Source organism: Actinomadura litoris (genome assembly GCF_009733595.1).
Taxonomy (GTDB): Bacteria; Actinomycetota; Actinomycetes; order Streptosporangiales; family Streptosporangiaceae; genus Spirillospora; species Spirillospora litoris.
The window spans coordinates 292,909-313,661 of record NZ_WOFH01000010.1; the positions used below are offsets into that span (position 1 = coordinate 292,909).

16 protein-coding genes are annotated in these 20,753 nt (G+C 73.9%); 9 read left to right on the top strand and 7 right to left on the bottom strand.

The genetic code is table 11. From position 1 onward, the window contains the following. Positions 1–10: 10 nt before the first annotated feature. On the bottom strand, positions 11–853 hold the full coding sequence (panB, locus tag GNZ18_RS27290) for a 3-methyl-2-oxobutanoate hydroxymethyltransferase (RefSeq protein ID WP_376766287.1): 843 nt from the start codon (positions 851–853) through the stop codon (positions 11–13). Between the two features lie 192 nt (positions 854–1,045). Here panB and GNZ18_RS27295 point away from each other — a divergent pair, with 192 nt between their 5' ends. The 3 genes from GNZ18_RS27295 (at position 1,046) to GNZ18_RS27305 (ending at position 5,436) form a co-directional block, all read left to right on the top strand. Then, positions 1,046–2,605 carry an MFS transporter gene (locus GNZ18_RS27295; RefSeq protein ID WP_156219394.1) on the top strand — a complete coding sequence of 520 codons (1,560 nt, stop codon included), beginning with the start codon at positions 1,046–1,048 and terminating at the stop codon, positions 2,603–2,605. Between the two features lie 14 nt (positions 2,606–2,619). Further along, positions 2,620–3,213: a TetR/AcrR family transcriptional regulator gene (locus tag GNZ18_RS27300; protein WP_156219395.1), complete on the top strand. Its 594-nt coding sequence runs from the start codon at positions 2,620–2,622 to the stop codon at positions 3,211–3,213. A gap of 123 nt (positions 3,214–3,336) precedes the next feature. Beyond that, positions 3,337–5,436: a SpoIIE family protein phosphatase gene (locus GNZ18_RS27305; protein WP_156219396.1), complete on the top strand. Its 2,100-nt coding sequence runs from the start codon at positions 3,337–3,339 to the stop codon at positions 5,434–5,436. Positions 5,437–5,476: 40 nt separating this feature from the next. Here the strand turns inward: GNZ18_RS27305 and GNZ18_RS27310 are convergent, their stop codons facing one another. The 3 genes from GNZ18_RS27310 to GNZ18_RS27320 are packed head-to-tail and all read right to left on the bottom strand — an operon-like array spanning position 5,477 to position 9,519. After that, complete coding sequence (locus tag GNZ18_RS27310; protein ID WP_156219397.1) at positions 5,477–6,400, bottom strand: MinD/ParA family ATP-binding protein; 924 nt, start codon at positions 6,398–6,400, stop codon at positions 5,477–5,479. Positions 6,401–6,410: 10 nt separating this feature from the next. Next, positions 6,411–8,219 (bottom strand): NAD+ synthase, encoded by a 1,809-nt coding sequence (locus GNZ18_RS27315; protein ID WP_312874769.1) that lies wholly within the window; start codon positions 8,217–8,219, stop codon positions 6,411–6,413. A 46-nt stretch (positions 8,220–8,265) separates the two neighbouring features. Further along, a complete protein-coding gene (locus GNZ18_RS27320) occupies positions 8,266–9,519 on the bottom strand; it encodes an MDR family MFS transporter (protein WP_312874770.1) in 1,254 nt (417 codons plus the stop codon). A 55-nt stretch (positions 9,520–9,574) separates the two neighbouring features. On the opposite strand from GNZ18_RS27320, the gene GNZ18_RS27325 reads away from it, so the two are divergent. Then, a complete protein-coding gene (locus tag GNZ18_RS27325; RefSeq protein WP_156219398.1) occupies positions 9,575–10,612 on the top strand; it encodes an ArsR/SmtB family transcription factor in 1,038 nt (345 codons plus the stop codon). Here GNZ18_RS27325 and GNZ18_RS27330 read toward each other — a convergent pair. Further along, positions 10,552–11,598 (bottom strand): terpene synthase family protein, encoded by a 1,047-nt coding sequence (locus tag GNZ18_RS27330; protein ID WP_312874771.1) that lies wholly within the window; start codon positions 11,596–11,598, stop codon positions 10,552–10,554. The genes GNZ18_RS27325 and GNZ18_RS27330 overlap by 61 nt on opposite strands. A gap of 186 nt (positions 11,599–11,784) precedes the next feature. On the opposite strand from GNZ18_RS27330, the gene GNZ18_RS27335 reads away from it, so the two are divergent. From GNZ18_RS27335 to GNZ18_RS27355, 5 genes are all read left to right on the top strand, one after another. Next, positions 11,785–12,603, top strand: coding sequence for an ABC transporter substrate-binding protein (locus tag GNZ18_RS27335; RefSeq protein WP_312874772.1), 819 nt, complete (start codon positions 11,785–11,787; stop codon positions 12,601–12,603). Next, a complete protein-coding gene (locus GNZ18_RS27340) occupies positions 12,600–13,454 on the top strand; it encodes an amino acid ABC transporter permease (RefSeq protein WP_312874773.1) in 855 nt (284 codons plus the stop codon). Before GNZ18_RS27335 ends, GNZ18_RS27340 begins: the two co-directional genes overlap by 4 nt. After that, positions 13,451–14,248 (top strand): amino acid ABC transporter ATP-binding protein, encoded by a 798-nt coding sequence (locus GNZ18_RS27345; protein WP_156219400.1) that lies wholly within the window; start codon positions 13,451–13,453, stop codon positions 14,246–14,248. Before GNZ18_RS27340 ends, GNZ18_RS27345 begins: the two co-directional genes overlap by 4 nt. 169 nt (positions 14,249–14,417) lie before the next feature. Then, complete coding sequence (glnA2, locus tag GNZ18_RS27350; protein WP_156219401.1) at positions 14,418–15,779, top strand: gamma-glutamylpolyamine synthetase GlnA2; 1,362 nt, start codon at positions 14,418–14,420, stop codon at positions 15,777–15,779. 15 nt (positions 15,780–15,794) lie between these two features. Next, complete coding sequence (locus tag GNZ18_RS27355; protein ID WP_312874774.1) at positions 15,795–18,818, top strand: bifunctional [glutamine synthetase] adenylyltransferase/[glutamine synthetase]-adenylyl-L-tyrosine phosphorylase; 3,024 nt, start codon at positions 15,795–15,797, stop codon at positions 18,816–18,818. A 50-nt stretch (positions 18,819–18,868) separates the two neighbouring features. On the opposite strand, the gene GNZ18_RS27360 is transcribed toward GNZ18_RS27355, so the two are convergent. Then, on the bottom strand, positions 18,869–19,684 hold the full coding sequence (locus tag GNZ18_RS27360; RefSeq protein ID WP_214618081.1) for a phosphatase PAP2 family protein: 816 nt from the start codon (positions 19,682–19,684) through the stop codon (positions 18,869–18,871). Between the two features lie 64 nt (positions 19,685–19,748). After that, on the bottom strand, positions 19,749–20,750 hold the full coding sequence (locus GNZ18_RS27365; RefSeq protein WP_312874775.1) for a phosphatase PAP2 family protein: 1,002 nt from the start codon (positions 20,748–20,750) through the stop codon (positions 19,749–19,751). Positions 20,751–20,753: the final 3 nt, after the last annotated feature.

The following is a 20,753-nucleotide window of genomic DNA, read 5'->3' on the forward strand; positions in this document are numbered from 1 at the left end:
AGGCGGAGACCTACCGGTAGGAGTGCTCCGGCGCCGGGTAGACGCCGCTCACGACCTCGTCGGCGTAGGCGCGGGCGGCGTCGCCGAGCAGCGCGCCGACCTCGGCGAAGCGCTTGACGAACTTCGCGGTGTGCGGGGTGAGGCCCGCCATGTCCTGCCAGACGAGGACCTGCGCGTCGGTCTGGTTGCCGCCGCCGATGCCGATCGTCGGCACCGACAGCGACGCGGTGACGCGCGCGGCGAGGTCCTCGGGGACGCATTCGAGCACGACCGCGAACGCCCCGGCCGCCTCCAGCGCCTTGGCGTCGGCCATCAGCTCCTCGCCGGACTGGCCGCGCCCCTGGACGCGGTATCCGCCGAAGGCGTTCACCGACTGCGGGGTGAGGCCGAGGTGGCCCATGACCGGGATCCCGGCCGCGACCATCGACTCGACCTGCGGCAGGATCCGGCGGCCGCCCTCCAGCTTGACGGCGTGCGCGCCGGTCTCCTTGAGGAAGCGGGTGGCGGCGGCCAGCGCGTCGGCGACGCCGGTCTGGTAGGAGCCGAACGGGAGGTCGGCGACGACCATCGCCCGCTTGGACCCGCGCACGACGGCGGCGGTGAGCGGGATCAGGTCGTCCACGGTGACGGGGATCGTGGAGTCGTGGCCGTAGACGACCATGGCGGCGGAGTCGCCGACGAGCAGGACGGGGATGCCCGCCTCGTCGAAGATCCGCGCGGTGAGGGCGTCGTAGGCGGTGAGCATGGGCCACTTCTCGTGGCGCTGCTTGGCGGCCGCGATGTCGCGCACGGTGACCCGCCGTCCACTCGTACCGCCGTACAGTGCGGTCGGGTTCGCGGGGGATGCGGGCATGGCAGAAGACATGGTGTACCTCCGGTCTCGAGGCGCCACGGTGGCGTACCCGGACGGTCCGATCGTGCCACCTTCGAAACGATTCGGGAACCCCGCCGCATTCCCCCGCCCGACGGGGAATGAATTGCGAAACGATACGGTTCCGTATCGGTGTGGGCGTGCCCGCGCCCATGACCGGACGCAGAAGTATCGATGAGGACTGCTTTGGACTCGGAGACCATCCAACGGCGACGCTGGGCCATCCTCGGCGTGCTGACCGTGAGCCTGCTCGTGGTGGTGCTCGACAACACCATCCTGAACGTGGCGCTCAAGACCATCGCCGACCCCGACAAGGGCCTGGGGGCGACCCAGAGCCAGCTTGAGTGGTCGATCAACTCCTACACCCTGGTCTTCGCCGGGCTGCTGTTCACCTTCGGGGTGCTCGGCGACCGGCTCGGCCGCAAGAAGGTGCTGATCGGCGGCATGGCGGTGTTCGCCGTCGCCTCGCTCGCCTCGGCGTACGCGCAGTCGCCCGACCAGCTGATCTACGCCCGCGCCCTGATGGGCCTCGGCGGCGCCGCGGTGATGCCGCAGACGCTGTCGATCATCACCAACGTGTTCGAGCCGCACGAGCGGCCCCGCGCGATCGGCATCTGGGCCGGCGCGGTCGGGATGGGCGTGGCGATCGGCCCGCTCACCGGCGGCCTGCTGCTCGCCCACTTCTGGTGGGGCTCGGTCTTCCTGATCAACGTGCCCGTCATCGTCGTGGGCGTCGCGCTGATGGCGGTCCTCGTCCCCGAGTCGCGCAACCCGAGCCCCGGACGGCTCGACCCGCTGGGCGTCGTGCTCTCGGTGATCGGGCTGGTCGTCCTGTCCTACGGGATCATCCAGGGCGGCGAGAAGGGCGCCTGGCTGGAGCCCGCCGTGCTCGGCCCGATCCTCGCCGGAGCGGCCGTGCTCGCGCTGTTCGTCTGGCACGAGGCCCGCACCCCCTCGCCCGCCTTCGACGTGGCGCTGTTCAAGGACCCCCGGATGTCGGCGGCCGTCGCCTCCATCGCGCTGTGCTTCTTCGCCGCGGCGGGCGTGTTCTTCTTCGCCAACTTCTACATGCAGTCGGTCCGCGGGCTGTCGCCGCTGGAGTCCGGCGCGATGGTGCTGCCGTTCGCCGTGGCGCAGCTGCTGTTCTCCACCCGCAGCGCCGCGATGGTGCGCCGGTTCGGCGCGAAGGCGGTCTGCACCTCCGGGCTGCTGCTGGTCGCGGCGGCGCTGGTCGGCTACCACTTCGTCGGCACCGACACGCCGCTGTGGATCCTCGCCGCCGTGTTCTTCTTCCAGGGTGCCGGGATGGCCAACGTGATGCCGCCCGCGACCGAGTCGGTCATGTCGGCGCTGCCCCGCGAGAAGGCGGGCGCCGGGTCGGCCATCAACAACGTCGCCCGGCAGGTCGCCGTCGCGATGGGCGTGGCCGTGCTCGGCTCCGTCGTCGCGTCCGTCTACCGGGGCGACCTCGGCGACGACCTCGCCGCGCTCCCGGCGGGCGCGCGGGACGCGGCCGGGGAGTCCATCGCGGGCGCCCACGGCGTCGGCGGGCAGACGCTGGTCGACCACGCCGACGCGGCGTTCGTCCACGCCATGCACACCGCGTCCGCGGCCGCCGCCGTCATCGCCTTCCTCGGCGCGCTGGTGGTGCTCAAGTGGATGCCCGGACGCCAGGCCGCGCCGCCCGCGGAGGCGAGCCGGCGGACGTCCGAGCAGGAGACGGCCGGAGTGTGAGAGCGTGAGCACCGATGACTGAGACCACGACCGAGCGGCGGGCGGGACGGCCGCGCAGCGAACGGGCCGAGCGGGCCATCGTCGAGGCCACGCTCGACCTGCTCGCCGCGGAGTCGGGGGTCGCGGGCGTGACCATCGAGGCGGTCGCCTCCCGCGCCGGCGTCGGCAAGGCCACGATCTACCGGCGCTGGCCCAACAAGGAGGCGCTGATCGTGCACGCGCTCGCGACGGTGAAGGCGCCGCTGCCCGAGCCGTCCGGCGGGTCCGTCCGCGAGGACCTCCTGGAGCTCGCGCTCGCGATGGGCGCCGAACGCAAGCGGAAGTACGCCAAGTGCTTCTGGAACGTGGTCGGCAGCGCGGAGAAGCACCCCACCCTGTACGCCCGCTACCGGCAGGACGTCATCGAACCGCGCCGCGACGTCATCCGCGCGGTGCTGGCCCGGGGCGTGCGCGGGGGCGAGCTGCGCGCCGACCTCGACCTGGAGGTGGGGGTCACGATGCTCGTCGGATCGCTGTCGACCCGGGTGCCGGGCGAGGCGCTGCCCGACGGCTACGCCGAGACCGTCGTCGACACCCTGATCCGCGGCATCGGCGCCCCCGGCAGTTGAAAACGGAATCAGTTTTCCAACGGTAACCGTGATCTTCTCCCCTGATCCCTAGTCATGCCCCATACTGTCGCTGGGTAGTGCTAAGACGAACGGCTTTCTGGAGCGCGTCAGGTGAGATCCGTCATGGCGCCGCGAGGCGATGCACCCGCCGCCGATTCCGCGTCCCGGACCCTGGTCCTCGGTATCGACGGGGTCCGGCGGGTCGTGCAGTGCGGGCCGAACGTGGGAACCGTCATCGGCCGCACGACGGGGGACCTGATCGGCCGTCCCGCCGCCGATCTGGTGGGCGACGAGGGCAAGGCCGAACTCGAAACCCTGCTGGAGGCGATCGGCGCGGGGCAGGAGCGCACCGCCGTCCTGCCGGTGCTGCGCGGCGACCGGACCGTCACCGACGCGGTCGTCACCGCGCAGCCGATGGTGGGCGACGAGGCCGGCGCCGCGGCCGGGCTGCTGTTCGTCCGGGTGGCGCTGCCGCCCAGCGAGCGCTACCAGGACCCGGCGCTCATGCGCCGCGCGCTGATGGACGACCAGGTCACCCGGTTCGGCGCCTCGCTCGACCTCGACCAGTCCGCGCGCGGGCTCGTGGACGCGGTCGTCCCGCACTTCTGCACGGCCGCGTCCGTCCTGGTGCTGGAGAGCCTCGTCGCGGCCGACGAGGTGCACAGCGAGTCCGGCTCGGCGGTGCTGCGCCGCATCGCGGTGACCTCCGACGACGGCAACCCGGCGTGGACGTCGGCGTTCCCCGTCGGCGAGGTGCTGGTGTTCCCCGAGGGCACCCCCTACCGCGAGGTGATGGACACCGCCCGCCCCGTCCACCTGCCCCACATCGACGAGGACGCCGCGGGCTCCATCGGCACCAAGTGGCGCCGCGGCCCCGCGGGCGACCTGCTCAAGGGTGTGTCGATGGTGCTGCTGCCGATGATCGCGCGCGACACCCTGCTCGGCTTCATCGCCTGCACCCGCGTCCCCGGCTTCCGCAAGTTCGACGCCTACGACGTCGAGATCGGCATGGAGTTCGCCGCCCGCGCCGCGATCGTCATCGACAACGCGCGGCTGTTCAGCCGCGAGCGCGCCACCGCGCTCGCGCTCCAGCGCAGCCTGCTGCCGAACCGGCTGTCGGCGCCGTCCTCGGTCGAGGTCCGGCACCGCTACCTGCCCGGCAGCAAGCTCGTCGAGGTCGGCGGCGACTGGTATGAGTCGATCGCGCTGCCCGGCGCCCGCGTCGCGCTGATCGTCGGCGACGTCGCCGGGCACGGCGTCCGCGCCGCCGTCACGATGGGACGGCTCCGCACCGCGCTGCACACGCTCGCGAACCTCGAACTCCCGCCCGCCGACGCCCTGCACGTCATGCACGAGCTGATGATCGAGCTGGGCGAGCAGGAACCCCACTTCGCGACCTGCGTGTACGCGGTCTACGACGCGACGAGCGGCACGATCGAGATCGCCTCCGCCGGGCACCTGCCGCCGCTGCTCGCCGGCCCCGCCGGAGACAACGAGTACCTCCAGGTCCCGCCCGCGCCGCCGCTCGGCGTCGCGGGCGGCCAGGCCATCGAGAGCCGTGAGTTCACCGTCGAGGACGGCAGCCTCTTCGTCATCTACACCGACGGCCTCGTCGAGAACCGCGGCCGCGACATCGACGACGGCCTCGCGCGGCTGCGCGGCATCTTCGGCCCCGGCTCGGTGGAGCGTCCCATGGAGGACCTCGCCAAGGCCACGCTCGACGGCGTCTACGCCGACCAGCACCGCGACGACATCGCCGTCCTCATCGCCCGGCTGCGCCGCCTCCCCGAGGACCGCTGCGCCTCCTGGTCCCTTCCGGCCGACCCGGCCGCGGTCCGCCGCGCGCGGGGCCACGTCCGCACCCGCCTGGAGGAGTGGGGCCTGGAGGACCTCGACTACACCACGCAGCTGCTGGCGTCCGAACTCATCACCAACGCCATGCGCTACGCGCACGGCCCCATCGAGCTGCGCCTGCTGCTGGAGCGCACCCTCGTGTGCGAGGTGCTGGACCGTTCTGCCGCCCTGCCCCGCCTCCGCCGCGCCGAGGACGACGACGAGAACGGCCGCGGCCTCCTCGTCGTCAGCCAGCTGGCCCACCGCTGGGGCACCCGCCGCACCGCGTCCGGCAAGGTCGTCTGGTGCGAGCAGATCGTCCCCGGCGTCGACCCCGACCCCGCCGACCAGGTCTCCTCCTGGCCCGGCGAAAGCCACCACCGCGAATGACCCGGGGCGGCCGCGCGCCCTCGGCGCCCGGCCGCGGAGGTCAGGCGGAGAGGGCGCGGTGGAGGGAGGCCGCGGCTATCGCTATCGCGGTGACGCGGGTGGCGTAGGCGAGGCGGGCGGGGTCCATGCGGGTGCCCGCCGCCAGGTGGCGGTCGTGGTCCAGGAAGAGGGCCTCCGCTCCGACGTCGTGGAGGATCTCGCGGGCCTTCGCCACGTCGATCGTGCGGCGGCGGCCCTGGGGGTGGTGGGCGGTGAACACCACGATCGTCCGGGGGACGACGCGGGCCAGGGGGCCGGCCGAGAGGAAGTCCAGGGCCCGGCCCGCGCTCGCGGCGCCCTCCGGGGTGGCCGGGGTGACCATGACCTGCGCGTGCGCGCCCGCCAGGACGGCGTGGTGCAGAGGGGTGTGGACGCCGACGCCGCAGTCGGCCACCGTCACCCCGAAGAAGCGGCTCAGCGGCAGGCCGGCCGCCTGGTAGACGGCGGCGTCCAGACCGGCGCCCGCGACCGCGCCCTGGGAGCCGGGGAGGGCCCAGAAGTGCTCGCCGAGGCGGGTCAGATAGGGCTCGACCTCGGCGAAGGAGGCCGTGCGGAGGTCGGCGCGGGCCAGGTCGGCGAGCGGGCGTCCGGCGGGGACGCCGAGCCGGAGCGGCAGCGAGCCGAGTTCCGGGTCGACGTCCAGCGCGAGCACGCGGTCCTGCCGGTAGCGGGCGAAGACCGAGGAGATCAGCGCGGAGACCGTGCTCTTGCCCGATCCGCCGCGGATGCCCGTCACGGCGATCCGGCGCCCGGTGGTGACCGGGTGCTGGACCCAGCGGCCGTGCTCGGCCAGCGCCTGGACGTCCGGGGACGTGCGGAACGGCCGGGCGGCGCCCCTGCCGATCCTGCGCAGGAGCGGGTCGCCGTGCACGTCGTGCTTGAGCAGGTCGTCCGCCGAGGGTTCGGCGTCCCGTCGGTCAGCCACGCGCGGCCTCTCAGCCGGCGGACGGTTCGCGCCAGCGGTTGGTGATCGGCAGGCGCCGGTCGCGGCCGAAGTTCTTGGGGGTGGTCTTCGGGCCGGGCGGGTACTGGCGGCGCTTGTACTCGGCGAGGTCGACCAGGCGGATCACGCGCTCGACCAGCGCCGGGTCGTGGCCGGCGGCGACGAGGGCGTCGCGGCCGAGGTCGCGCTCGACGTAGTCGACGATGAGCGGGTCCAGGACGGCGTAGTCGGGCAGCGAGTCGCGGTCGCGCTGGTCGGGGCGCAGCTCCGCCGACGGCTCCTTGACGATGATCGCCTCGGGGATCGGCTCCTGCGCGAACGGGTGCAGGAACGGCAGGCCGCCGCCGTCCGGGACGGTGTCGCGCCAGCGGGCGAGGGCCCACACCATCGTCTTGGTGAGGTCCTTGATGGGGCCGAAGCCGCCCGCGGAGTCGCCGTAGAGGGTGGAGTAGCCGGTGGCCAGCTCGCTCTTGTTGCCGCCGGTCAGCACGAGGTGGCCGTGCTCGTTCGACAGCCCCATCCACACGTTCGCGCGGATGCGGGCCTGGAGGTTCTCGGCGGCGAGGCCGTGCAGGTCGAGTTCGGCCTCGAACGCCTCGACCATGCCGCCGATCGGGACGATCCGCGAGTTGATCCCCTGCCGCTTGACGAGGTCCTCGGCGTCGGTGACCGATCCTTCGGAGGAGTAGCGGCTCGGCAGCAGGACGGCGTGCACGTTCTCGGGGCCGATCGCGTCCGCGGCGATGGTCGCGACGAGCGCGGAGTCGATGCCGCCGGACAGGCCGAGCAGCACCGAGCGGAAGCCGTTCTTGCGGACGTAGTCGCGGGTGCCGAGCACGAGCGCCGCGTACACCTCGGCGAGGTCGTCCAGGGGTTCGGCGACGGACTGCGGCTCGACGGGGTAGGCGGGCAGCGTCGTGTCGGAGAGCGTGCGCCGGTCGACGGTGATGGTGGTGCCGTCGCCCGCGTCCACGGGGGTGCGGCCCGGACGGGCGGACGGGTCGGCCGCGGGCAGCGCGAGGTCGGCGACGAGCAGGTGCTCGGTGAACTGCGGGCCGCGGGCGAGGAGCGTTCCGTCGGCGCCGACGATGACGGAGTCGCCGTCGAAGACGAGCTCGTCCTGGCCGCCGACCATGTTGACGTAGGCGAGCGCGCAGCCGGCCTCGCGGGCGCGCTCGGCGCACAGGTCGAGGCGGACGTCGTCCTTGTCGCGCTCGTAGGGGGAGGCGTTGAGGGCGAGCAGCAGCCCGGCGCCCGCGGTGGCGGTGACGCCGACGGGGCCGCCGTCCTGCCAGAGGTCCTCGCAGATGACGGTGGCGACGTCCACGCCGTGCAGCCGGACGACGGGCAGCCGGTCGCCGCGCACGAAGATCCGGTACTCGTCGAACACGCCGTAGTTCGGCAGGTGGTGCTTGGCGGACCGGACGAGCACCTCGCCGCCGTGCAGCCACGCGGCGGCGTTGAGCGGCGACCCGGCGGGGCGGCCGGGACGGCTCGGGTCGCGGGCGAGCCCCACCACCTGGCGGTCGAGGTAGCCGGTGACGACCGCGAGGTCGCCGAGGCCCTCGGCGGCGAGGCGGCGGGCGACGCCCGCCAGCGCCCGCTGGGACGCCTCGACGAAGGAGCCGCGCAGCGCGAGGTCCTCCACCGGGTAGCCGGTCAGCATCATCTCGGGGAAGGCGACCAGGTGCGCGCCCGCGGCGGCGGCGCGCCGGGCCCACTCCACGATCAGGTCGGCGTTGCCGCCGAGGTCGCCGACGGTCGGGTTCACCTGCGCGAGCGCGATCCTGAGCTGTGCCACGATCACAGCCTAATTCGTCCCGGCCCGATTCGCCGGGCGAGTTTCGTCACTGTGACGAAAAGGCGAGGACGTGGCGGCGCCGGATCGCGGGGCCGAGCGCGAGCTGCGCCGCGGCCGCCGCGAGGCCGAGTGCCAGGCAGGTCAGCCACAGCGCGGGGCCGCCCCCGGCGTCCAGCAGCAGGGTGCCGCCGAGCGGCGCCAGCAGGAACCCGCCCGACCACGCCATCCCGTACAGGCCGCTGTAGCGTCCGCGCAGGTGGGGCGGGGCGAGGTCGGCGACGACGGCCTGCAGGACCGACGCGGCCATGATCTCCCCGATCGTCCACACCAGGATCGCCGCGATGTACCCGGCGAGCGTCGAGGCGAACGCCATCGACCCGAACCCGAGGCCGACCAGGCAGAACCCGGCGGCCATCACGAGGCTGTGGTCGCGCCGCGCTAGCCACGCGTTGACCAGCGGCTGCACGATGATGATCAGGACGCCGTTGGCCGCGAACGCCACGCCGTAGTCGCGCGGGCCGAGGCCCTCCTCCTTCATCGCGAGCGGCATCGTGGTCAGGCACTGCATCAGCACGAACGTGTAGACCAGCGCGACCAGCGCGTAGGCGACCATGACCCGGTCGCGCAGCACCCGGCCGAACCCGCCGGGCGGCGCGTCCGCGGCCGCGCGGGTCCGCGTCTCGGGGACGGCGCGCCAGACCAGGAGCCCGAACGCCGCGCAGGTCAGCGCGTCGATCCAGAACAGCCACAGGAACCCCTGCTGCGCGAGCGTCCCGCCGAGCACCATCGCGACCGCCCAGCCGAGGTTGACCGCCCAGAACAGCAGCCCGAACGCGCGCGGGCGGTCGGCGGGGGAGACGAGGTCGGCCACCATCGCCTGCGAGGCGGGCCGGTACATGTCCAGCAGCAGCCCGAACACCAGCGCGGACACAATGATCGCGGGCAGGCCCTGCGCGTAGCCGAGCGCGAGCATCGCGACGCCGGTGCCGACGGTCGCGAACGTCAGCGTCGCGCGGCGGCCGAGCCGGTCGGCGAGCGCGCCGCCCGCGAGCTGCCCGGCGAAGGAGCCCGCGCCGATCACCGCCATGACCGCGCCGGCCTCGGCGAGCGACAGCCCCCGCATCGTCGTCAGGTAGAGCCCCATGAACGGCTCGACCATCGTCCCGAGGCGGTTGAGCAGGGTGCCCGCCCACAGGAACCAGAACGTGCGGGGGAACCCGCCGACGCGGGGGTGCAGGAACGCGGCGAGCCGGCCGGTGGACGGCGGCATGCCGACGGGAGCGTCTTCCAGGGTGGCCACCCACCGATGGTGCGGTCCACCCCGGCGGCGGCGACAATGATTTAGCCTGTGCTAAATGATCGAGCTGGTGTTCGCCCCGGACGACGTCGCGCGCGTCCGGTTCGCGTTCTCCCCGCTGTGGGAGATGGTGCGCAGCCTGCGGGTCCTCGGCGACCCGTCGGGGCACGCGCTGCACCTGCCGTGGGTGCGCGCCGTCCGTCCCGGCCTGGACGGCCTCGACCTGGGTCTGCTGCACGTGCTCGTCAAGCCCTGGGGCTACATCCCCGACTTCCTCACCCCGCCGCCGGTGACCCCGCTGCCCGACCTGCGGGCCGAGCTGGACGTCGTCCGCGCGACGCCCCCGGAGGTGGTCGCCGCCGAGCTGCGCTGGACGGAGCGCGGCGGCAGCGCCGGACCGGAGCGGCTGGCGCTCGCCGACGACCCGGAGCGCGCCCTGGCGGACATCGCCGACGCCCTCGAACGCTACTGGGCCGCCGCCGTGGAGCCGTTCTGGCCGCGCGTCCGCGACCTGCTGGAGGGCGACGTCCTGCGCCGCACCCGCGCGCTGGCCGCGCGGGGCGCCGAGGGCGTGTTCGCCGACCTCCACGAGGCGGTCGCCTGGCGCGCCGGGCGGCTGTTCATCGACCGGCGCTGGCACCACCACGGCGAGCTGGCCGGGAGCGGGCTGCTCCTGGTCCCGAGCGTGTTCGTGTGGCCGAGCGTGTCGGTGATGCTGCCGCCCTACCAGGCGATGCTCAGCTACCCGCCGACCGGCGTCGCGACGCTGTGGGAGTCGGGCGGGCGCGGCGCCGGGTCCCGCGTGCCGGACGCGCTCGCCGCGCTGGTCGGCCGCCGCCGCGCCGAGCTGCTCATCGCGCTCGCCGCCCCCGCGTCCACGACGGAGCTGGCCGCGCGGATGGACGTCACGGCGGGCGCGGTCAGCCAGCACCTCGGCGTGCTGCGCGCCTGCGGCCTGGTGTCCGGGCACCGGATGGGGCGCAGCGTCCTGTACGTCCGCACCCCCGAGGGCGACGCGCTGACCGCCAACAGCGCTCAGCGCAGCGAGGCCAGGGCGTCCAGGCGCAGGGACGTCACCGAGCCGCCGGACTCGTAGCGGCCCGACTCGGCGAGCCAGTCCAGGTGCGCGCGGGGCGTGTCCAGCAGCACCTTGACGACCTGCGCGGCGGCGGCGCGCTGCGCGGCGTTCAGGTGCAGCCGTTCGAGCATGTCGGGCAGCCCCCGGGCCGCCTTCCACGCGTCCTCGATCCGCTCGGCGACCCGCTCGACGACCATGTCGCCCGCGCGCGCCGCGTCCACGCCGTGCGCGGCGGCGAGCACGGCCGGGTAGTTGTGGACGTCGCCGCGCGCCGACTCCAGGTCGTGCGAGGCGAGGTCGTTCGTCCACGCGACGACGTCGGCGACGCTGTGCGCGAGCGTCTTCCAGCCGGGCGTGCGCAGCAGCCGCGGCGCCAGCTCCACGCCGAGCACCGGCTCGATCAGGTCGTACAGGAACGGCGGGCACGCGCGCCGCCGCAGCGCCGTGTACGCGGCGGGCGCCGGGACGTGCCCGATGCGGCGGTTGACGGCCTCCTCGGCGCAGCCGTCCCGGTGCGCCTCCAGTTGCAGCATGAACCGGCGGCGCCAGTCGCGGCTCATGGAGCGGGACGTGGCGCCCCACAGCTCCACCAGCGCCGCCTCCAGCGGGCGGGCGCCCGGCCGGGCGTGCCCGCGCCGCATCGCGCGCAGCAGGTCGTCGTACAGGGCGTGGACGGCGCTGCCGCTGTCGGCGAGCGGCGGGTGGTCGAGCGTGTCGTCCAGCGCGAGCGCCCAGGTCAGCCAGCGGGCGAACAGGTCCACGGCGACGAGGTCGGCGCCGGGGAAGACCCGCGCCGCCAGCCGCTCGCACCTGGCCCGGCCGAGCGGCGAGGTGTCGGGGTCGCCGAGCACCAGGCCCCGGCCGCGCGCCCAGGACTCGACCTGCGCGCACAGCTGCCAGGACTCCGGGTGCATGGCCGACGGGGCGGCCAGCGGGGCCACCCGGTCCGACGTCGAGAGAAGAAGTGAGATGTCCACGACCCGGCCCACGCTAATGACCACCACCGGTCAGAACCATGATCGCCACGTCAATTTTTGGGGAAACGGGATTGAGGGGACGGTCACGGACGGGCCCGCCGATCGTGCGGCGGGCCGCGGTGTTCTCCGATGATCACGCGAGCGGAGACGAATGGGACAGCCGAACGGACCGACGACGAAGACCGACGACGAAACACCGACACAGGAGGACATGTGACCAGATGGACCGCACGTTGGGCGCTCGGAACCGGACTGGCCGCCCTGGCGCTGACCGCGACGTCCTGCGGAAACGGCGACGAGGGCGCCACCGTGCAGGGGGTGAAGCTCATCAAGAAGGACGCGCTGACCTCCTGCACCCACCTGCCGTACCCGCCGTTCCAGGTGGAACAGGGAGGAAAGGTCGTCGGCTTCGACGTCGACCTGGTCGACCTCGTCGCGAAGCGCCTCGGCGTGACGCAGAAGATCGTCGACACGCAGTTCGAGACGATGCGGACCGGCGCCGCGCTGAACGCCGGGAAATGCGACATCGTCATGGGCGGCATGACGATCAAACCCGACCGGGTCGAGTTCATGGACGTGACCAAGCCCTACTTCGACGCCACGCAGTCGCTGCTGGCGAAGAAGGGCAGCGGCGTCACCTCGCTGGACGCCGTCAAGGCCAAGGACCTCAAGCTCGGCGCGCAGGCCGGGACGACCGGCGAGGACTACGTCAAGGGCAAGGGCTTCGACCCGGTCTCCTTCGACAACTCCGGCGCCGAGCTGGACGGCCTGCGCACCGGCCAGGTCAAGGTCATCGTCCAGGACGACCCGGTCGTCAAGGGCTGGCTCAAGGACCCGGCGAACGCGGGCCTGGAGATCGTCGCGAACCTCAACACCGGCGAGCAGTACGGGTTCTGGATCCGCAAGGGCCACAACCCGAAGCTCGTCGAGCTGGTGAACCAGGTCCTCGCGCAGGCCAAGGCCGACGGCACCTACAAGCGGATCTACGAGAGGTGGATCGGCGCGATGCCGCCGGCGGGAGGCCCGTCGTGACGGTCGAGCCGGTGGACGCCGCCGCCTCGCGCGGCCCGGCCCGCGGCCTCTTCGCGGGCATGCCGCGGCGCCGCCGCCGGCGGCTGTCCCTGGGCGCGCAGTACACGCTGTTCGCCGCCGCGGTCGTGGTCGTCGCGCTGCTGGCCGACTGGCCCACGCTGCGGGAGAACTTCGCCAAACAGGAGGTCGCCGAGCAGCTCTTCCCCGACATCATCACGGTCGGGCTGCGCAACACCGCCGTCTACACGGCGGTCGGGTTCGGCCTCGGCCTGGCGGGCGGGCTGGTGGTCGCGCTGATGCGGCTGTCGACCGCGGCCCCCTACCGGTGGCTCGCCACCGCCTACATCGAGGTCTTCCGCGGCCTGCCGCTGCTGCTGATCTTCATCTTCGTGGCGGTCGGCGTGCCGCTGGCCTTCCCCGGCACGGAGATCCCCGGCGGCGCCGTCGGGCAGGCGGGGCTCGCGCTCGGCCTGGCCGCCACCGCCTACATCGCCGAGACGATCCGCGCGGGCATCGAGGCCGTCCCGCGCGGGCAGGTGGAGGCCGCGCGCTCGCTCGGCATGTCGCAGGGCCGGGCGATGTGGACGATCATCCTCCCGCAGGCGTTCCGGATCGTGATCCCCCCGCTGACCAACCAGGTCGTGCTGCTGTGCAAGGACTCCTCGCTCGTGCTGTTCCTCGGCATCACGCTGGAGCAGCGCGAGCTCACCAAGTTCGGCCGCGACCTCGCCGGGCAGAAGGGCAACACCACCCCGATCATCGTGGCCGGGATCTGCTATCTGATCATCACCATCCCGCTGAGCCTGCTGGCCAGACGGCTGGAGGCGCGGCAGCGCAGGGGGCAGCGATGACCCGTACCGGTGAACCCGCCGGAGCGGACGCGGGCGCGATCGAGATCAGCGGGCTGCACAAGTCGTTCGGGGCGAACGAGGTGCTGCGCGGCATCGACTTCCGCGTGGACGCGGGCGAGGTGGTGTGCGTCATCGGGCCGTCCGGCTCGGGGAAGTCGACGCTGCTGCGCTGCGTGAACCTGCTGGAGGAGCCGTCCGCCGGAACGGTCCGGGTCGCGGGCGCGGAGGTCACCGACCCCGACGTCGACATCGACGCCGTCCGCCGCCGGATCGGCATGGTGTTCCAGTCGTTCAACCTGTTCCCGCACCTCACCGCGCTCGGGAACGTGGCGGTCGCGCAGCGCAAGGTGCTGCGGCGCGGGAAGCGGGACGCCGAGCGGATCGCGCGGGAGAACCTGGAGCGGGTCGGGCTGGCGGACAAGGTCGGCGCCTACCCGGCGCAGCTGTCGGGCGGGCAGCAGCAGCGCGTCGCGATCGCCCGCGCGCTCGCGATGGGGCCCGAGGTGATGCTGTTCGACGAGCCGACGTCCGCGCTGGACCCCGAACTCGTCGGCGACGTCCTCGGCGTCATGCGCGGGCTCGCGGAGGCGGGCATGACCATGCTCGTCGTCACCCACGAGATGAGCTTCGCCCGCGAGGTCGCCGACCGGGTCGCGTTCATGGACGGCGGCGTGATCGTCGAGCAGGGGGAGGCGGCCCGGATGGTCACCGACCCCGACCACGAGCGGACGCGGGAGTTCCTGTCCCGCGTCCTTGATCCGGCCGCCGCGCGTGTGCAGGGGGGTGAGAGGTGAAGGGTCGGATATGTTCCGGTCAGGACGTCGGCCGCGTAACGTCGCGGTAACAGCGGACGGGCATACTGCGAAGTAGCCGGGGGTCGGCGCGTAGCCCCTGACCTGCGGGGCACGCCCAGCTGGCACACCCTGCCGACGAACCCGGCAGGCACCATCGAGGGAGAAGGCTTTGGAGCGACAGCAGGAGTTCGTGCTCCGCACGCTGGAGGAGCGCGACATCCGCTTCATCCGGCTGTGGTTCACCGACGTGCTCGGGTTCCTGAAGTCGGTGGCGGTCGCCCCCGCCGAACTGGAGGGCGCCTTCGGCGAGGGCATCGGCTTCGACGGCTCGGCGATCGAGGGCTTCGCCCGCGTGTACGAGGCCGACATGATCGCCAAGCCCGACCCGTCCACCTTCCAGGTGCTGCCGTGGCGCTCGGAGTCGCCGGGCGTCGGCCGGATGTTCTGCGACATCCTCATGCCCGACGGCACGCCGAGCTTCGCCGACCCCCGCTACGTCCTCAAACGGGCCCTCGCCCGCGCCGCCGACCTCGGGTTCACCTTCTACACCCATCCCGAGATCGAGTTCTTCCTGCTCAACGACCGTCCCGAGGACGGCCGCGAGCCCGAGCCGGCGGACGCGGGCGGCTACTTCGACCACACCCCGCACAGCGCCGCGCACGACTTCCGGCGCAACGCGATCACGATGCTGGAGGCCATGGGCATCTCGGTGGAGTTCAGCCACCACGAGGGCGCCCCCGGCCAGCAGGAGATCGACCTCCGCTACGCCGACGCGCTCACCACCGCCGACAACATCATGACGTTCCGGCTGGTGATGAAGGAGGTCGCGCTGGAGCAGGGCGTGTTCGCCTCGTTCATGCCGAAGCCCTTCACCGAGCACCCCGGCTCGGGCATGCACACCCACATGTCGCTGTTCGAGGGCGACCGCAACGCCTTCTACGAGCCCGGCGCCGAGTACAAGCTGTCCAAGGTCGGGCGCGCGTTCATCGCGGGGCTGCTGCGGCACTCCGCCGAGATCACCGCCGTCTGCAACCAGTGGGTGAACTCCTACAAGCGGCTGTGGGGCGGCGTCGGCTCGGCGGCGGGCGCCGGGGGAGAGGCGCCGTCCTACATCTGCTGGGGGCACAACAACCGGTCCGCGCTCGTCCGCGTGCCGATGTACAAGCCGCACAAGGGCCACTCGACCCGCATCGAGTTCCGCTCGCTGGACACCGCCGCCAACCCCTACCTCGCGTTCGCGGCGATCCTCGGCGCCGGGCTGCGCGGCATCGAGGAGGGCTACGAGCTGCCGCCGGGCGCCGAGGACGACGTGTGGGCGCTGACCCCCGCCGAGCGGCGCGCGCTCGGCATCGAGCCGCTGCCGCAGAACCTCGACGAGGCGATCCACGCGATGGAGCGCAGCGAGCTGGTCGCCGACGTCCTCGGCGAGCACGTCTTCGACTTCTTCCTGCGCAACAAGCGCCAGGAGTGGGAGGAGTACCGGCGCGAGGTGACGGTGTTCGAACGCAAGCGGCTCATGGCCGTCCTGTAGCGGCCCGGCCGCGTCGTGGGCGATCCGTGGAGCGACCGCCGTCCCTCGCTCGTGGGACGGCTGGCGCGGCTCGGGTTCACCGACACGGGCCGGGCCGGGCGGCTCATCGCCGAGGCCGAGCGCGCCGGGACCGCCCCCCTCGGCGACGGCCTGCTGGAGGCGCTCGGCGGCACCGCCGACCCCGACCTGGCGCTGGACGGCCTGCTCCGGCTCCTGGACGCCGCGCCCGGCCCCGAGCTGCGGGCGGCGCTCGACGCCGAGCCCGAGACCCGGGCCCGGCTGACCAGGGTGCTCGGGGTCAGCGCCGCGCTCGCCGACCACCTCGTCCGGCACGCCGGGGACTGGCGCGTCCTGCGCGACGGCGGCGCGCCGCTGGGGGACCCGCGCGCCGGGCTGCTGGAGGCCGTGGGCGCCGACGCCTCCGCCGCCGACCCCGTCGCGCAGGGTCCCGGCGTCCTCGCGGCGCTGCGGGTCGCCTACCGGCGGCGGCTGCTCGCGCTCGCCGGCCGCGACCTGTGCGGCGACCTGGACGTCGCGGACGTCGCCGCCGCGCTCGCCGACCTCGCCGCCGCCGCGCTGGAGGCCGGGCTCGCGATCGCCCGCGCGGAGGTCCCCGGGCACGACGCCTGCCGCCTCGCGGTGATCGGGATGGGCAAGTGCGGCGGCCGGGAGCTGAACTACGTCTCCGACGTCGATGTGGTCTTCGTGGCGGAGGCCCGGGAGGGGCACGGCGAGGACGCCGCGCTGCGCGTCGCGACCCGGCTCGCCTCGGCGACCATGCGGGCCTGCTCGGCCAGCACCCCGGAGGGGTCGCTGTGGGAGGTGGACGCGGCGCTGCGCCCCGAGGGGAGGTCCGGGCCGCTCGTGCGGACCCTCGCCAGCCACCGCGCCTACTACGAGCGCTGGGCCAAGACCTGGGAGTTCCAGGCGCTGCTCAAGGCGCGGCCGGTCGCGGGGGACCCCGGCCTCGGCGCCCGCTACATGGAGGCGATCACCCCGATCGTGTGGCGGGCCGCCGAGGGCGAGAGCTTCGTCGCCGACGTCCAGGCCATGCGGCGCCGGGTGGAGGCCGACCTCGACCGGCGCACCGGCGAGGCCGAGCGGCAGCTCAAGCTCGGCCCCGGCGGGCTGCGCGACGTGGAGTTCGCGGTGCAGCTCCTCCAGCTCGTCCACGGCCGGGCCGACGAGACGCTGCGCAGCCCCACCACGCTGGACGCGCTGTCGGAGCTGTCGCGCGGCGGCTACGTCGGGCGCGACGACGCCGCGTCCCTCGCGACCGCGTACCGGTTCCTGCGGCGCGTCGAGCACCTGGTGCAGCTGCACCGGCTGCGCCGCACCCACCTCGTCCCCGACGACGAGGCCGGGCTGCGGCGCCTCGGCCGGGCCCTCGGCCTGCGCCCCGACCCGGTCCGGGAGTTCACGGGGGAGTGGCGGCGGCAGGCGCGGAAGGTCCGCCGGATCCACGAGAAGCTGTTCTACCGCCCGCTGCTCCCGGCGGTCGCCCGGCTGCCGGGGGAGGAGGCGCGGCTCACGCCCGAGGCCGCGCGCGCCCGGCTGGAGGCGCTCGGCTACGCCGACCCGGCGGGCGCCCTCCGGCACATCGAGGCGCTCACCGCCGGGGTGTCGCGGCGCGCGGCGATCCAGCGGACGCTGCTGCCGGTCATGCTCGGCTGGTTCGCCGACGCCCCCGACCCCGACGAGGGCCTGCTCGGGTTCCGGAAGGTCAGCGACGCGCTCGGCACCACCCCCTGGTACCTGCGGCTGCTGCGCGACGAGGTGGTCGTCGCCGAGCGGATGGCGTGGCTGCTCGGCTCCAGCCGCTATGCCACCGACCTGCTGCTGCGCGCGCCCGAGGCGGTCGCGACGCTCGGCAGCGCCGCCGACCTCGCGCCCCGGCCGCGGGCCTCGCTGCGCGCCGAGGCGTTCGCGGCCGTCCGCCGGCACACCCAGCCGGACGCGGGCGCCCCGTCGGCGTCGGCCGCCGAGGACGCGGTCGGGGTCGTGCGCGCGCTGCGCCGCCGCGAGCTGTTCCGGGTCGCGGTCGCCGACCTGCTCGGCCTGGCCGAGGTCGAGGCGGTGGGGCTCGCGCTCACCGACATCGCCGCCGTGACGATCGAGGCCGCGCTGCGCGCCGCCGTCAGCAAGGTCGAGCGGGCCACCGGGGAGGCGCTGCCGACCCGGATCGCGGTGGTCGCGATGGGCCGGTTCGGCGGTCACGAACTCGGCTACGGCAGCGACGCCGACGTGATGTTCGTCCACGACCCGCTCCCCGGCGCCGACGAGCGGGCCGCGGGCCGCGCCGCGCACGGCGTCGCCGAGGAGCTGCGGCGGCTGCTGTCGCTGCCCGCCCCCGACCCGCCGCTGGACATCGACCCGAACCTGCGTCCCGAGGGCCGCCAGGGCCCGCTCGTGCGGACGCTCGCCTCCTACGCCGCCTACTACGCCCGCTGGTCGCAGCCGTGGGAGGCGCAGGCGCTGCTGCGCGCCGACCCCCTCATCGGCGACCCGGGGCTGTGCGAGGGCTTCCGCGCGCTGATCGACCCGATCCGCTTCCCCGAGGGCGGCGTCGACGAGGCGGCGGTCCGGCAGATCCGGCGGCTCAAGGCGCGGATGGAGTCCGAGCGGCTGCCGCGCGGGGTCGACCGCTCCCTGCACACCAAGCTCGGCCCCGGCGGCCTCGCCGACGTCGAGTGGGTCGCGCAGCTCCTCCAGCTCCGGCACGCCCACGCCGTCCCCGCGCTGCGCACGACCCGGACCCTCGCCGCGCTGGACGCGGCGGTCGGCGCGGGCCTGCTGGAGGAGGAGGACGCGTCCGTCCTGGCCGAGGCGTGGTGCCTGGCCACCCGCATCCGCGGCTCGCTCATGCTGGTCCGGGGCCGGGCGTCGGACCTGCTGCCGAGCGAGCACCACCGCGAGCGCACCGCCGTCGCCAGCGTGCTCGGCTACCCCGGGCCGGGCGACCTGCTGGAGGACTACCGCCGCCGCACCCGCCGCGCCCGCGGTGTGGTCGAACGTGTGTTCTATGGCGCCGACGAGTAGCGGCGCTCGGGCGGGCGCGCATGACCGGGGGCCTGGGCCGCGTGAGCGCTCTACCAGCCCGTGGGCGGAGATGGCGGAGGGGATCCGCCCGCAGGATGATCACGGAGCGGTGCGGCCGTCGCGCAGGGGCGGGCCGGGACGAGGCGCCAGGCGAGCTCCCGGGCCGGGATCGCGATCAGCGCGCCGCCGGCGAGGGCGCCCACGCCGCCCGCCGCGTCCAGGAGGAAGTGGTTGGCCGTCCCCACGATCACGACGATCGTGAGCGCGGGATAGAGCAGGGCCAGCCACGCCCACCGCCGCCGGACGACGCCGATCACCGCCGCCGCGCACCACAGCGACCAGGCGGTGTGCATGGACGGCATCGCCGCGAACTGGTTGGTGACCGACGCGGTGGGCCCGGAGCCGTAGAAGCCCCAGGTCCCGAAGACGGCCACGGTGTCGGTGAAGCCGGGCAGCATCCGCGGCGGGGCCAGCGGGAACAGCCAGAAGCCGAGGAGGCCCAGCAGCGTCGTGGCGAACAGGAGCGTCCGGTACACCGCGTACCGGGCGGGTCTGCGGACGTACAGCCACACCATCACGGCGACGGTCGCGGCGAAGTGCATCGTGGCGTAGAAGTAGTTCCCGGCGGTCGCCAGCCATCCGTGCCCCGCGAACACCCGGTTCACGTCGTACTCGACGTCCAGGTGGAGCGAGTACTCCACTTCGAGGATCTCGCGGGCCCGGTGCGCCGCCGTCGCCGGATCGACCGGGACGAGGTTCCGCACCAGTTGGTACGCGCCGTAGCAGACCACCAGCAGGAGCAGCTCCGACCAGAGCCGAGGCCGGACGCGGATCGCGAAGGCGGCCGTGAGCCGACCCCCCGCCACGTCGCCCCCGGCGCCGCGGCCGGACCCGGAAGGGTGCCCTGACCTGGCCACTCTTCCTATCGTGTCAAATGGCGGAGCCGGACGCACCCCCGGCCGTGGCCGAGTCCGCGCGGGTCCGCCCGGACTCGGCGACCCGGGCGGCCGTGCGGGCCGCGCTCTTGGCCGCGCTCGTCGCGGCGGCGCCGGCGGTGGCCCGCGCCGTGCTCCGCGCCGCGGAACCGGCCGAGGTCCCGGCGGTGGCCCGCACCGGGACGTGCGTGGCCGTCACGGAGGCGCCCGCGCCGAACGCCGCGCCGACCCTCGTCGCGAGGGTGCGCGCCGTGCCGCGGTCCCAGGGGCGGCCCAGCCGCGCCGACACCGCGTGCCGGGCGTCCAGCAGCCGCTGGGGGCAGCGCATGTAGAGCATCCAGGACAGGCCGAGCGCGCCCGCGATGATCGCGATGCCGACGATCGCGTCCATGAGGTAGTGGTTGGCGGTGGACAGGATCACGAACACCGTCGTGGCGGGGTAGAGCACCCCGACGATCTTGGCCCAGCGCTGGGTGGCCATCTTGACCAGGATGAACCCGCACCACAGCGCCCACCCCGCGTGCATGGACGGCATCGCGGCGTACTGGTTGGTGAGGCTGCCCGAGGCGTCGCTGGCGTACAGGCCGACGGAGTGCAGCGCGGTCACCGGGTCGACGAACCCCTCGCTGCCGAGGAAGCGCGGCGGCGCGAGCGGGTAGAGCCAGAAGCCGATCAGCGCCAGGCCCGTGGCCACCATGATCGACGTCCGGAGCCAGCGGTACTCCCGCGGGCGGTACCGGTACAGCCACACGACGATCCCGGCCGTCACGATGAAGTGCATCGTGGCGTAGAACAGGTTCGCGGTGCGCGCCAGCCAGGGCACGTCCAGCAGCGTCTGGTTCAGGCCCAGCTCCACGTCGATGCCCAGGAGCCGCTCGACGTGGAGGATCTGTCTGGCGTGCTCGAACGCCGGACCGGTGCCGTCCTGGACGAGGACGATGCGCGTCAGCGTGTAGCCGGAGTAGAAGAGCGCGATCAGCAGGAGCTCGCGCCACACCGG

Excerpts from the sequence above, each read along its gene's own strand:
- panB (WP_376766287.1), bottom strand. The coding sequence starts at position 853 with ATGCCCGCATCCCCCGCGAACCCGACCGCACTGTACGGCGGTACGAGT.
- GNZ18_RS27295 (WP_156219394.1), top strand. The coding sequence starts at position 1,046 with ATGAGGACTGCTTTGGACTCGGAGACCATCCAACGGCGACGCTGGGCC.
- GNZ18_RS27300 (WP_156219395.1), top strand. The coding sequence starts at position 2,620 with ATGACTGAGACCACGACCGAGCGGCGGGCGGGACGGCCGCGCAGCGAA.
- GNZ18_RS27305 (WP_156219396.1), top strand. The coding sequence starts at position 3,337 with ATGGCGCCGCGAGGCGATGCACCCGCCGCCGATTCCGCGTCCCGGACC.
- GNZ18_RS27325 (WP_156219398.1), top strand. The coding sequence starts at position 9,575 with ATGATCGAGCTGGTGTTCGCCCCGGACGACGTCGCGCGCGTCCGGTTC.
- GNZ18_RS27345 (WP_156219400.1), top strand. The coding sequence starts at position 13,451 with ATGACCCGTACCGGTGAACCCGCCGGAGCGGACGCGGGCGCGATCGAG.